We start from the raw sequence: 13,268 nt of genomic DNA, 5'->3' as shown, positions 1-13,268 counted from the left end.
AATTTTTTTCGGTTTTAGACTATTTCTGCTACTTTTTTGCTACCTGTTTTTATAGTCCTTACTGAACTTTATCCAGTGATCGAACGGTTACTCGATGCGTTTTAGTAACTCCAAAAGAGTCATACATTCAAAGTCATTACCTTCCAATTTTTTAATACCTTCTCTATAAAAATTTAAAATTCCCTCGAACTCCTTATCGCTTGTATAATCATAGTCTTCATGAATGGGTTGATCAGCATGTACATAGCCAATAAAGGCCCTTGAATCATCTTTACCCTTGATTGCAAAAACTTTAAAACTCTTGCCATAACAAGCCATATCTTCAATTGTATGTAGAATTAAATTTCTATTACCCATCACAATACCTCATGTTAAAATATAGTTTTATATGCTCAAACAGGAACTTAAACCTTCGCGGTTAAAAAAGTCAACGAATCTGAAGTCCGAGCGTCTGCAAAGTATTACTAGCTAAATTAATAAATTTACACTTTAGCTTGTCAACGATAATATTATACAATATTTTTCCAAAAATAAAAAATGCCAGCAAATGCTGACACCTATGTTCAAGACTTTAATTATATCATATATTTGTGAGTCACAATCTTGTGTTTTGACTAGTTACAATGATATAATAATTTTTGTTATTATTAACAAATATTTTTTATAGGAGAACTTTTTATGATTTGGTCACTTATTGTAGGTGCTTTAATTGGTGTTATTGCAGGTGCTTTGACTTCTAGAAACTCAAGTATGGGTTGGATAGTTACTACTATCGCAGGACTTGTTGGGTCTTTCGTTGGGCAAGCACTATTAGGAACATGGGGTCCATCACTTGCTGGTATGGCTCTTATTCCTTCAATTATTGGTGCAGTAATTGTTATTCTTATCGCTTCATTCATTATTAGAGCTTTAAATAACAAAAAATAATTTTTTTAAATCCAAAAGTAAAACCACTATTTCATTATAGTGGTTTTTCATATTAATATAAAAATACCCGCCCTATGGCTGACGGGTATCCTTAGAAAAACACACTCCTACTTTCGTAGGAACACCTATATTATAAGGCTGATTTCTTAACCTAAGCTAAATATTTAATACGAAATAAAAAAGTCACTCCGAAGATCAGCTTAACTATAGAAATAGGATGAAATCCCACACTCATCCTGAATGTATTATAACGTATAGCATAAATAATTGACAATTATCTGAAAAATTGATAATATTTAAATAGTTAGTACATCCTATTTTTGCATATACGAAATTTTTTTCTGAATTTGTACTAACCCTCATCATCCTCTAGTTGGACTCCTTGAAGTCATCCAGCTAGAGCTTTTTTATTTGAAAAAGCCACTCCGAAGAATGGCTATACGAGGTGAGCAGGAGTTCTAAACCGCTCGGATACATTATAACATAAAAAAGCGCCCCAGTTAGGAGAGGGACGCTTCGGAGTAAACTTTATGAAAGTTTTTTCGGAATAAATGTATTATAGAACTTATTTCTTAAACGAATAATAAAAAAACACCGTCACTTAGTCAAAAACGGTGTTATAGTTGCAAAACTACATACAGTATACCCTTTAATCAGAATTTTGTAAACAAAAACACCCTGCATGGCGGCAAGGTGTTCAAGCGTTTATAATTTGAATGTACTATTACTATACTCCTTGTATAATATGGTGTAAACTGAAACGACTTGTGAAATAAAAAACTACTCTATAAAAGAGTAGCGCGAAAGTTATTATGAAAAAAACTTATTTTATGGGGGAGACTATATTATATAATTTATACTTTTTACTGTAAAGAAAAACGCCCTCGCTTTGGAAAAGGGCACTTTATCTGTTCATAAATACTGAGCTATTTGTATTTGTAATTGGAATAGCATTCATGATTCCATCATTATAACAACATCGATAAAATGACGAAATAACATTTGTTAACAAAAAAACCCCAATTACGGGGTGTCAGTGTTAGAGATCTATTATACTAAACTTCTGAACAATAATAAAGAAAAACACCCTCGCCAAAAGGTGCTTTCTGAAACACTATTAAAATACTACTCGTAGAATTATTATATTACCATCACATTATTTTGTAAAGAATAATGTTTTGAGTAAAATACCTTGCATAATCATTAACGTTTTGATATTATTTTAAAAAATATGCCTGGAGAATAATATGAAAAAAATAGTATTTACAATTTTAGCTTTAGGTTTTAGTTTAATCGTATTGAGTAGTTGTCAGACTAGAGAAGATAGTTCGGATTGGCTACAGGGAGACTGGTATAGTAAGGACTGGAACGTAACTTATTCTATCATTATGCAAAATGAGGATGACTGGGTAATTAAGGATGGAGAGCATACCATTGCTAAATGTTCACAAGAATACACTGACGAAAACAATAAAAAAGAAATCGAACTTGTTAGTAAGAAAGGAACTGAATTTCATATCACTCCTATTGATAAAACTCATATAAAATTTCAACAAGTAAGTAAAGATGGCACATTAGGGACTACCGATGCAGTCGAGTTTGTAAAAAAACAATATTAGAAGACAAAACCAATCCCTATTTTTGTTGTAAAGAAAAACGGAGAATATATTTAAATAATATATCATTAACCCATATATACCAACCTTTCGTTGGTGTTTTTTCTTGTCAAGATGCACAAAGAGGTAAAGAAAAGACTCCTTTCAGGAGCTTCTACTATTATTCTATGGTTCTTGCTGGACTCGAACTAGCGCTAACCCCGTTATAAGCGGGGGACTTTAACCAACTAAGCTAAAGAACCATTTAGGGAGCGTTACTGCCACCTATGTTTAAGACTTCCATTATATCATATTTGTTATTAAAAAAAGATATGATACTAGTAATTATTTAAACCAATCTCTAAGTTCCTTAAGTCCTTTATATGCTTTCTTCCACACTTTATTATCTTCTAAAAATTGTTCCCCTTTTTCAGTTAGATACCCCCACTTGTAAATTGAATTACCAGAGCTTTCATTACCTTTTATATAACCTTCTCTTGAAAGAAAATTACCTTGTTCTAAAATGTCACTTTTTGAGATTTCTTAATTTTGTAAAACATTAAATGGGTCTATATTTTCATCTAATGTTTTTAAAATTGCATAACGCAGTTTTTTCTTATCCATAAATTATCCTTTATATTAGTGCTTGATCTTTCGACTATATTTTACCTTTTTTTCAACTTTTTGTCATTTTTTTAAAAGAACAAAAAAAGCACCTAAATTAATAGGCGCTTAGGAGTATTTATGAAAAAGTTTATTTTTTGGAATGTATTTATTATATGCTTCTTTTCTTAAATGAATAATAAAATTATAGATGTAAAAACAACGCATCAATCATCTAATAAATGCGGGTTATATTCAGCCATTTCATCAAAAGTACTTTGTCCAAGTTCAAGGTCGGAAATATACTCTCCCGCATCATCATAAACCGATTCTTCTAACTCTTCTTTACTGTAAATTTCTTCAAATGAATCCGTTAATTCACTATACTGAGAAACACCACCATTTTCATTTTCTTCGAGTTCACCATCACTGTAAATGTACTTTTCAGGCATAATACTCCTCCATAATATATTTTAAATTTATTATACTGCTCTTCTATTATAACCAATACTATTCTTTTGTCAACAATCAGACAAAAGAAAAACGCCCCGGAGGGCGAGAGGCCTTATTGAGAAATTTTCTTCAAACCTATTGCTTCATACTTATCGGATAAATACTGTATCCTCTTTTCAAAATCTGGAAACAAATCTTCTTCAAAATAGCAATATTCCCTCAATTTATTTGATAGTTCATCTTTTATGTATTTCAGATAATCTACTTTTGTTTTATCGATGTTTTTAACTTCATCATCAAGTGCTTCATAATATGCCATTATCCTACTATTTGTTATTGGTAATTCTGTTTTTTCTTGAACTTCTAACAGTTCTCTCTTTTCTTTTTCAATCTGACTTTTAAAACCTTCACTATCAAAATGCAAAACTATTTTTACTCTTGGAATCTTTTCTATATCATAAGATCTATTCTCGAATATTTTATCAAAATTTAAAAACGCACCTTTTTGAGCGATAATTCTTTCATTTAATTTGCTTTTCTTAACTTCTGTAAATAAATGCTTATCTTTATGAATTTTTTCATCAATTCTGAATAGAAAGAGGGTTGGTTCTTTGTAATCAGCGCTTCCCTCAGAGAGCATAAAGAGCATCGCTATGTAAGGGTTACTTGTAATGTCTAAGAGACTCGTTTTTAAACCAAAGTGTTGAAGCAATGATAGTTGATATTCTCTTTTATCTATCTCCTCCCTACTACTTAAGCTAAAGTACGAGATTTTATCAGGAAACTCATTGGCAATTTTTAAATACAAATTCTCAAAATCATTTCTATAAGAATTTTGCACTGCTTCTCGAAGTATTCCAGGAACAAGCGAATAATCATGGGCCTGACCCCGAAAAAAATTATAATTATATTTATCACTTATAAAAAATTGAAACAGCTCTTTATAAAGATAAAAAATTTGCCATTCATATGGATAAGACTTTTTTCCCAAGTTATCATTGCATTTTTTAATAAAGTCTTCAATATCCTTATATTCGGTAGTAGTGATAATATCTTTGTCATCACACCCCAAAGATAAAGAATTAATTCTATAAATTCTTTCTTTATCACTACCAACACCAACACTATTTTTAATATAATTTATAGTAATCTTAATCTGCTGAAAATAGTTTTCTTCTCTATAACTTCCATAAACCTTGTTATAGAAACCAACACTTGAATCCGTCACGTTATTCATCTATAAATACCTTTAAATTTTTAACACGATATCCTAATGCTTGTTCTGATACCTTCATTTTTTCTGCAGAATATTTTATCAATTTCTGGATATCTTGGTCATCAAAATTTTGAGTCCTAGAGTATTCTAACTCATCTACTGTCTCAAGCAGAACATTCCAAACTAACCTTTTTGGCATAATGAGTTCAGCTGAAAAATTATTAGCTTCTACTTCATGCATTCTAGCTAAAGTATCAATGTACTTTGTCATATCACTTGTCCTATATGACTTGCCTTTATGACCTAAAACAATATGCCCAATTTCATGACCAATCGTGAATCGTTGTCTATATTCAGGTTCAAGTTCATTTATTATTATTTCTTTTGTATTTTCATCTTCATCAGAATTTATACTCCAACCAGAATGTTCGACAGTATCAAATTTAACTGTTATACCACACGCCTCAGCTATAGACTGAACGTTTATTTGCTGATTATTACCGAGTTCAAGATTTGAAACAGTGTCTTTATGTTCTCCAAATTTATCTAAAAAATCTTCATCATACAGTTCTTTATATTTCATTTCTCTCTCCTCCTTATACTTAATTATATCATTTTCAACTGAGTAAACCTATGTATTTTACTATTATTTCCTCTAATTGTCAACACCATCAATACAAAAAAACCGCCGAAGCGGGGTTAATTATTTTCTATACCTAAAGTAACTCATTGCACTGAAGCTTAACCCGATACAAATACCAAGTGCAATATTATGAATGATATAGCCGTAAGATAATCCTATAAATAGCCCTAAAATAACACCTATTACTGCCTTCTTTTTCATATTTTTCATAAATCTCATCCTATTCCGTGTATAATAATAATCTCGAATATATTATATAACAGTTAGAGCAATTATAAAATCGTACTAAAGTATGATTTTTGAAATAGACATAATAAAACCCCTGACCGAAGTCAGGGTTAATTTACTTTCTACTATTTAATTCTTCCAAAGCTGCTACTGGTACTTCTGATTTTTTTACTTCCTCCCAGCTGATCACATTTTCCTTCTTACTGTATGCTGCTTTTAGATATGCATCATGCTTGAGGATTCGGGATTCTATCAATTTTACCTGTTGGCTTTTTCCACTTTTGTCGTAACCTGTTAAATTATAATGATAGATAGTACCAGAAGTTCCGTCATTGTAGGTTATTTTCTCGCTCTTACCATCTTGTGTTAGTTGAACATAATATGGAGTAGTCCCATAATTTACTTTATACCAAACGCAACCAGACCCAATAATCATTACTAGTACTGCAACTAAACCAAAGAATATTTTTTTCATTGCTATTTACCTTTCCAAAAAGATTTAATATTTAAATTATAATATAATTTTATAAGTGTTTTCCTTATAATTTTGTACTAGTCCCCGCAGAAGTAGGGTTTTAATTTATTCTTTGAAAACTTTTTCTTTTATTTTGCGATAAGTATAGTAAACTATCCCAAATATAAAAGACATTATTATCCAAATAAATATCACTGTAGATATTGAAACCAATAATGCTAATACTAGATTGTCAGCGGAAAATAATTGATAAAAATAATTCCTCATTTCAGCATAATTAAACAGTAATTTATGAATCATTTTTAACACAAGCAGAGTAGCCGCAGCTAAACTCGAATCTTTTAATGACTTTTTAAATGTAATTTTACTGCTCAATTTTTCCATAAGTCTACTCCAACCTTTTACAATTAGTTTATCAAAAAATATTAAACAAAAAAAGCCCCGACCGAAGCCAGGGTTTTATTATATATTATGATTGTGATGTACTTGTAGAATATTGTGAAAAGATTGAAGAGAACGATTTATTTTTAACTTCTACATTATTCTTTTTAAGATATTTAGTAATGACACTGTTGTTATATGTAGTATCGCTTTCTTTTTCAGTTTTTATAACATTTTGAAGTTCTTTTTTGTACTTGTTCATGTCAGTTCCCTTTTCAGATGTTTTTACCATTTCAACAATATAATAAGAGGTTGTACCTGTTGATGAACTTGTAGACTCAATGACATCTGAAAACTCACCATTTTTCAATTTGAACGCAGCTGTTTGAACTTCAGCAGGAACACTTGTTGAAGCTGAGTTAAATGTTACTTTGCTTTCAGCATTTGTTTTTTCAAAGCTTGCTTTACCAGCATCATCTTTTTTAGCAGCATCTAAAGCTCTTGTTGCTGCATCTTTTGATGTTTCAGAAACAACATAAGCCGTCACATCTGGGTGATAAGATTCCCAAGCTTTTTTAAGGTTAGCATCAGTGTACTGAGTTTTTTTGATATCATCATCAATTGCTGCATGTTCAAGCATTCCTGTACGAAGATACGCTTTTAAGTTCTCATTTGTTAACCCTGATTGTTGAAGCATAGAAGAAAATTGATCTCCGTATTGAGATTTTAAAGTATTTACTTGTTTAGTAAGCGCCTTATCATCAGCTTCTTTAGCAAAATCTTTACTCAATATCTTATCAAAAGTAAGATTTTGAACTAAGACAGCTGATGATATGTTAGGGAAAGTTTGTAACTCTTTATAAAGATCAGAAACTTTTACTGAATCTCCCTTCATTGTCACAATATTTTTGTTTGGCACCGCATTATTACTACTAGAGCATCCTGATAGAGTTACTAACGTAGCCCCTAAAATAATTGTAGTTGCAATAACCAAACTTTTCTTTTTGAAATTCATTAAAAACCTTCATTCTTTTTTTATAATAACGTTATTTATCTTATATTTTACTTCTTAACTTTCCCTTAAGGATATCAAAAAAATCCTGACCGAAGTCAGGGTTAATTTTATAGTTTATTCGCATTCAATCGTCTTTGGAGTTCTCTCACAGAATCAGAAACTGGGCTAATTTTTCCGTCTTGTGTTGTTCGAAGATGTTTTTGTAGTGCTTTAATTGTAGATTGGCCAAATAATCCATCTTGTCGAATTCCTAAGAATTTTTGCAATGCTTTAACCACATTTGAACCTGTCAGTGATGAATCAAATTGTGCAGCATAGATATTTTGATTGAAAGTTTGTTTGCACTGGTGACTGATCACTCCATCTTTACCAGCCGTATCAAAGTATTCTTGAAGTCGTTTAGCAGTCGCATTTCCAAATTGACCATCAAGGTATAATGTAACCATTTGTGGCTTATCATCAGTATTTGCTGAACCTGAACCAACGATTCGATAAAAGTGATGTGGTAAGCGAGTGCTCATGTATGCATCATTCGTATCAACCGCAATTCCATTGTGAGTGTAAGAGCAATGAATGAATGAACCATTGCTCAAAAAGATACCCGTATGTCCATCCGAACCAGCTGAACCTCCTGGAGTGCCTGAGATAAAAACATCACCACGTTGTATTTCTCCTCGACTGATTTCTTTGAGTTTAGTTCCTGACATTCCAAACAAGGTTTCAGTATTTCCCATTGAACCAGCTGCCAGAAAACCACCGGCAATCATGGCAAAAAATACTGACGAGCTACAATCATAACTTGTTGGCCCCATTCGTGAAGTCATTGAGTAGGTAACTTTACCCTTTCGAGCTTGCATCCAAGCTATCATATTTTCAATACTTGACATTATTCCCTCCTTCAGTGAATTCATGGTCCATATCTTTATAGATGTCCGGTTGGACTTCTACATTTGTTTTAACCAAACTTGCAGTATCATCACCAATGGTTAAACTTCCGATTGAGGTCAAGATTGATATTAAAGTTGCAAATCCTGCAATACTTAATGCTTGAACCCAATCTACACCAATTAGTCCTGTAGCTCCAGCTCCCAATGCCCCAATCATCGCTTGTGCAAATGTTTTAATCGCACGTTCTACTAAATCTTTAAAAAATGTTTTCATGTTCTTTCTCCTTCAAAATTTGCTTAAAAAATAAATAACAATTGAAATCCCAAGACCAATCATATAGCCCCAAGCCCACTTGTTATTTGCTTTTATTTCTTTAATATCATCTGCATTATTCAAAGCGATTAAATGAGCCTGTTCAGCTTTTTCCCTAATTGACTCATAATTATCAAGCTTTGTTTCTATTCTGGCCAACCGTTCAAGAACTTCTTGCCATGCTTTTTCCTCCATTACTCCTTCTTTCTAAATATCATACTTAAACTGCAATTAGAATCATTTTAGTAATCATTTTTTTGTCTTTCTTTTTATACTGAAAATGTAAAGTGTCCTGTGTATCGTGTATTTGCTACAGCATTTAGAATGCCAACTAAGCCAGTATTTGTGCTACTGTTCAATCCTGTTAGCTGTAAAACTTTACTTGATGCCGTTGTGGTAGTCCAATTGACAATAACAAACATGACGTCATTAGGTGGAATAAATCCATCTGGGAAAGTGCCGACAACAGCAGTTCCAGCTGCTGTTGTTGTGAAGTCAAACCAAAAACTAACAAGTCCATTTTTCTTTTTATAATGCAAGTTTTGAAGTGTGACCCAGCCGTCAGTGTCATTAGGTAATGTAATGCTAGAAGCCACTAAATCCTTCATAGTGACTTTCCCCGAATCATCAGCCATTACAGTTTTTGACCAATGGTTGAAAGTAGGTGTGCTACCATAGCGAGAACGACTGTAAATTTTTGACCCAGTGCTTGAGGCATATATTATCAGTTCTTGAACCACTGAAGCTGTTGTTCCGCTAACGGTTAAATAGGCATATATAGCTGTACCAGAAAGTTCAGAAGGCACATTAATAATATCTGTTCCTCCAGTAAGTCCTCCAATTCGGTAAGTACCAATATCAATTACATTATCCAAATCAGTTCCACTTGCTAGGTTCCCTTTGTTTGCGATAACTTTAGTTGATAAATCTGTCAGTGATTGATTGGTCGCAAACTTTGTATCTGCCTCTGCCTTGGTATAAAAGTCTCCTTTTTTAAATTCCTCAAGTGCATCATTGATTGTCTTAACAGCACTTGAAGCGGCTGTATTAACCGTGCTAACCGCACTATCTTTTGTACTGTTAATTGTTGAAACGGCACTATCTTTGGTGGTATTGATAGTGGAAACCGCAGTATCTGCAGTATTTTTTACCGTGTTCTGATATTGGGTAATCTTGGTTTGTAGATCCGCAATCTTTTTATTCAAGTCCGCAAATTTTGCATCAGAATCAGAGATATACTTGTCAGTGATTTGATGAAGTTCTTTGACTAACTTGTTATACTCCGTGATAATCGTTTCAGCCAATGGAGCGTCAATATCGGCATTACCATCAACGATAATGTCAAACTCACCAGTTGTATCTCTTTTATCACCTTTTACAATTGAGAAATAAGCAATTTCATAATTACCAGCAACCGTAAAAGCCATGTTTGGGAATGTGTAATCAAATGTTCCAGCTTTTAGACCGGTAGCTGTGCTTGAGATGCCATCCACATCAAACACTTTGGTTTGCCCTCCGCTTGTGATTCCCTCAAATGTAATTGTAAAGCCAGTTAAATCAACTGGAGTATCGCGACTTGTGATATTAACAGTCACTTTCTGCATATCTTCATCGCCAATCCGACCATAGACAATGGATTTAAGAATTGGCGTTTTGGCCAAATCTAAATTTAATGTTTTGTGCGACATCTTTTCCCCTTTCTGCTATAAGCTTTTCTGTTGCCTTTTTGCTTGATAATCAAACGGCTTTCTAAATGCTCCACTTTTTCAATCAGTTCTTGATTGGTTAGTGTATTTAGATTGACTTGTCTATTCAAATCAACGCTCAAATAATGATTTTCGCTTTCATCAGCTATTTCAGCTAAGAACGGAGTGCTTTGAGCAATCAACCCAAACTGTCTGACACTAGGTCTTTGCTGTTTCGGATTTTGATTGTCATAGTATTGTTTGAAATCAAACTCTGCCATTTGAATGCGTTTCGTTTCGGTAATACCACTAATAGTTGGTTTAGTAATGTTTTCCTTTAAACGAATATCAGATTGATTGATAATAGAATAACCATGCATATCTAAAGTTCCATAAAGGTCAGCCCCTTTATCACCAGTGATTTTTCCGAATATTTCAAGAGGTCCTCCAAAATTTGAACCACCGTTACCATAAATCCTAAGATACGTACTACCAGCATGCATTAGTAAAGTTCCGCCACCGTTTGAGTCACCATATACGCTAGCAAAAGCATTATTTCCCTCAATCGCTGCACTTTCAGAATTAAAGAAACCTAACTTTCCATATTTCATTCCCAGAATCGCTGAACCAGTATTATCATTTTGGACAAACTGTGCACCTTTAATCAGACCACTAATAATATTTGTTCCAGTGATATCACTACCAGAAATAGAAACACCAATAATATCCAATGCCCTCAAAGTCCCAGTAGTCATTCTGTCAGCAACAATTGCCCCATTGTTTGTCATGGCTAAACCATAAGTTCCCTTATAGCCTGTAGAACTAAAACCAAGCCCCCCAGCATTCCATTTCCAGACATTCTTAGCTGTGTTGACATCTTTAGTGTCCATAATTAGAATTTCTTGTGGGTCAGCTAAACTTGGATATATAACCACGTTCCCTTTGCCTGGGTTATTTAATATATCTGATGCTTCTTTTTGAGCATCATCTAACCACCCTATTTTGTCAGTAATGTTATTCAAATCAGGCTGACTATCGCTAATGACTTTGGACATGTTAGTTGATGCTTCGCCTAGTTCTAAGCTGTCAAACTTATCCAGTGCAACATTCCAAACTGTTTTGATGATTTGAGCGCTTGTGTTAATGTCTAATTGATTAAACAAGACTGTTACCCAATCGCACAAGTCAATTTCTTCCAAATTCGTTAGTTGTGCATCCATGACTGAACTGGCTAAGTCAACATAGCTTGTTTTGATATTTACTTTTGGAATTCCAACTTTATTGTTCTTGATATACTTTGTGACAAGGTTTCTTAAATCAGTCGTATTAGCTGGTTTATCTTGACTGAAATCTACCATTTTAATTCTTCTCTGAGTGTAATTATCAACATAGTCACTATCAAGATAAGTTTCAGGCAAAGTGATAATTTGACCATCTTCTTCATCCAACTTTGCCCAGCCATAAACAGAAGTATAAGTACTTTCAATGCTTTCTTCTTGGGAAATATCAGTCAAGTTTTTACCATAAGCAATAATGACATTTCGCTCAACCCCAGCATTGCTCAACAACTTCACTCGGTTATTATCAAACAGATATTCTCCACCAAAATTATCAAGAATTGAGCCTTGAACGCCCCCTAATACTTCCTGAGCATTGCTAAATTTGGATGGGTCTGTAAAATCAATAGAGGATTTTGTCACGATGTCGCTTGTAAAACCAAAATCACTTTTAGGCTCCATTTGAACCAGTAACTGGTTTAGTACGGTTTGAGCTGATACATTCTCAATTTTAGGGCCTATTTTTACAATAGACCTCAAAAGTTGATAGCGATAATGTTCACAGTAAACTGTCACAATCCCATTCTTAGGCTTCGTAATTTCCGCAATCTCAAAACGTTGAGCTTTAGCGGTTTGACTTGGTCCCGCATCCGCAACAATCCAACGTCCCATCAAGAGTTCTTTAAACAAAACACCTTTTACTGGGTAAGAGAAATTTAGCTCATAAGCTCCGTTACGTTCTCTTGTTACCTGAGGATTCATGGCTTCACTTAATGGACCTAAACCTTGGGAATTCCAGTTATTATTCGTCTTATCATGTAAAATCATAATACTCATATTGCTAAATTCCTCCACCGTGGTTTTATTTTGACCTTATCCATATTGTTGTAACTAATTTCATTCCGTCCTGGTTGAAGTGTAATCGGATGATAGCCGGCACCATTAATTAAGCAATACTTAGAAACATTTACTCCACCTTCTTTATAAGCAATTCCAGTTTCACTATCAATTGTGATGATTCCTGTTCCAGCTTCTTTAGCAATCGTGTACTGCTCACCATTGATATAAAGCGTACTGTCAGCAGTTGATGTTGTTTTGTTAAAAGTTATCAATGGCAAACTTTCAAAAGGTTCAGGGTTAGTTAAAGCAGAGCCACTTTGAATGTCTCGTTCATCTTCGCCATCCAGTCTAAACATGAAAGCCTGGCACTTAAAGGTAAACTCAATATCTAACCACTCACGTTTATTATCTGCAGCTGTGGTGCTTGCATAACAAACCGCTTTATAATAATAGTCCCCATATTCGCTAAAAACTAAAGGAGAATATTCTTTTGAAACATAAAGCCACCCCGCTATGTTTCTAAGCAGAGTGGCAATGTTTGAGTCTTTCTGTTTAAATAATCTAACAGCGAAGCTCTTTTCAATATCTTTGAACTTGTTCTTATCAAAGATGATATCTGAGCTTCTACCATCTACACTTTGAAAATCAAGAACGGATTCAGGTATAACAAATTCGATTCCATTTTTGATCCTCATATTCAATTCATTAGACTTTCGACCTCTAAACTGAA

At 33.4% G+C, this 13,268-nt stretch carries 17 protein-coding genes and 1 tRNA gene; 2 read left to right on the top strand and 16 right to left on the bottom strand.

The features are described 5' to 3' along the window. Positions 1–87: 87 nt before the first annotated feature. The gene (locus tag IAE52_RS04300) at positions 88–357 is read right to left on the bottom strand and encodes a hypothetical protein (protein ID WP_200136718.1); all 270 of its coding nucleotides are present in this window, start codon (positions 355–357) and stop codon (positions 88–90) included. A gap of 321 nt (positions 358–678) precedes the next feature. On the opposite strand from IAE52_RS04300, the gene IAE52_RS04295 reads away from it, so the two are divergent. Next, positions 679–927 (top strand): GlsB/YeaQ/YmgE family stress response membrane protein, encoded by a 249-nt coding sequence (locus tag IAE52_RS04295; RefSeq protein ID WP_058204319.1) that lies wholly within the window; start codon positions 679–681, stop codon positions 925–927. A 1,247-nt stretch (positions 928–2,174) separates the two neighbouring features. Further along, the gene (locus IAE52_RS04290) at positions 2,175–2,546 is read left to right on the top strand and encodes an aldo/keto reductase (RefSeq protein ID WP_200136717.1); all 372 of its coding nucleotides are present in this window, start codon (positions 2,175–2,177) and stop codon (positions 2,544–2,546) included. A gap of 165 nt (positions 2,547–2,711) precedes the next feature. Here IAE52_RS04290 and IAE52_RS04285 read toward each other — a convergent pair. The 15 genes from IAE52_RS04285 to IAE52_RS04215 all read right to left on the bottom strand — a co-directional run bounded on the left by IAE52_RS04285 (position 2,712) and on the right by IAE52_RS04215 (position 13,233). Continuing rightward, a tRNA-Ile gene (locus IAE52_RS04285) sits at positions 2,712–2,785 on the bottom strand. An 82-nt stretch (positions 2,786–2,867) separates the two neighbouring features. Continuing rightward, entirely contained in the window at positions 2,868–3,062 is a 195-nt protein-coding gene (locus IAE52_RS11700) for a YjcQ family protein (RefSeq protein ID WP_200136727.1), read from the bottom strand. Between the two features lie 290 nt (positions 3,063–3,352). Then, positions 3,353–3,577, bottom strand: a complete 225-nt coding sequence (locus tag IAE52_RS04275) for a hypothetical protein (RefSeq protein WP_200136716.1) — start codon at positions 3,575–3,577, stop codon at positions 3,353–3,355. A gap of 113 nt (positions 3,578–3,690) precedes the next feature. Beyond that, positions 3,691–4,815 carry an FRG domain-containing protein gene (locus IAE52_RS04270; RefSeq protein ID WP_200136715.1) on the bottom strand — a complete coding sequence of 375 codons (1,125 nt, stop codon included), beginning with the start codon at positions 4,813–4,815 and terminating at the stop codon, positions 3,691–3,693. Next, positions 4,808–5,377: an ImmA/IrrE family metallo-endopeptidase gene (locus tag IAE52_RS04265; protein WP_200136714.1), complete on the bottom strand. Its 570-nt coding sequence runs from the start codon at positions 5,375–5,377 to the stop codon at positions 4,808–4,810. Before IAE52_RS04265 ends, IAE52_RS04270 begins: the two co-directional genes overlap by 8 nt. Before the next feature lie 120 nt (positions 5,378–5,497). Next, positions 5,498–5,647, bottom strand: coding sequence for a hypothetical protein (locus tag IAE52_RS04260; protein ID WP_200136713.1), 150 nt, complete (start codon positions 5,645–5,647; stop codon positions 5,498–5,500). Positions 5,648–5,780: 133 nt separating this feature from the next. After that, positions 5,781–6,140 (bottom strand): YxeA family protein, encoded by a 360-nt coding sequence (locus IAE52_RS04255; protein ID WP_200136712.1) that lies wholly within the window; start codon positions 6,138–6,140, stop codon positions 5,781–5,783. Positions 6,141–6,245: 105 nt separating this feature from the next. Further along, complete coding sequence (locus tag IAE52_RS04250; protein ID WP_200136711.1) at positions 6,246–6,524, bottom strand: hypothetical protein; 279 nt, start codon at positions 6,522–6,524, stop codon at positions 6,246–6,248. Between the two features lie 85 nt (positions 6,525–6,609). After that, the gene (locus IAE52_RS04245; protein WP_200136710.1) at positions 6,610–7,536 is read right to left on the bottom strand and encodes a peptidyl-prolyl cis-trans isomerase; all 927 of its coding nucleotides are present in this window, start codon (positions 7,534–7,536) and stop codon (positions 6,610–6,612) included. A gap of 107 nt (positions 7,537–7,643) precedes the next feature. Further along, positions 7,644–8,423, bottom strand: a complete 780-nt coding sequence (locus tag IAE52_RS04240; RefSeq protein ID WP_200136709.1) for a peptidoglycan amidohydrolase family protein — start codon at positions 8,421–8,423, stop codon at positions 7,644–7,646. Next, positions 8,410–8,697: a holin gene (locus IAE52_RS04235; RefSeq protein ID WP_200136708.1), complete on the bottom strand. Its 288-nt coding sequence runs from the start codon at positions 8,695–8,697 to the stop codon at positions 8,410–8,412. The genes IAE52_RS04240 and IAE52_RS04235 overlap by 14 nt, the downstream gene beginning before the upstream one ends. Positions 8,698–8,709: 12 nt before the next feature. Further along, a complete protein-coding gene (locus IAE52_RS04230) occupies positions 8,710–8,931 on the bottom strand; it encodes a hemolysin XhlA family protein (RefSeq protein WP_058204022.1) in 222 nt (73 codons plus the stop codon). A gap of 74 nt (positions 8,932–9,005) precedes the next feature. Further along, positions 9,006–10,424 carry a BppU family phage baseplate upper protein gene (locus tag IAE52_RS04225; protein ID WP_200136707.1) on the bottom strand — a complete coding sequence of 473 codons (1,419 nt, stop codon included), beginning with the start codon at positions 10,422–10,424 and terminating at the stop codon, positions 9,006–9,008. Further along, complete coding sequence (locus IAE52_RS04220) at positions 10,406–12,535, bottom strand: phage tail spike protein (RefSeq protein WP_200136706.1); 2,130 nt, start codon at positions 12,533–12,535, stop codon at positions 10,406–10,408. The genes IAE52_RS04225 and IAE52_RS04220 overlap by 19 nt, the downstream gene beginning before the upstream one ends. Continuing rightward, entirely contained in the window at positions 12,532–13,233 is a 702-nt protein-coding gene (locus IAE52_RS04215; protein ID WP_233610947.1) for a distal tail protein Dit, read from the bottom strand. The genes IAE52_RS04220 and IAE52_RS04215 overlap by 4 nt, the downstream gene beginning before the upstream one ends. Positions 13,234–13,268: the final 35 nt, after the last annotated feature.

This window comes from Lactococcus sp. S47 (assembly GCF_016517475.1).
GTDB lineage: Bacteria > Bacillota > Bacilli > Lactobacillales > Streptococcaceae > Lactococcus > Lactococcus lactis.
This window is presented reverse-complemented; position numbering and strand designations above follow the sequence as displayed.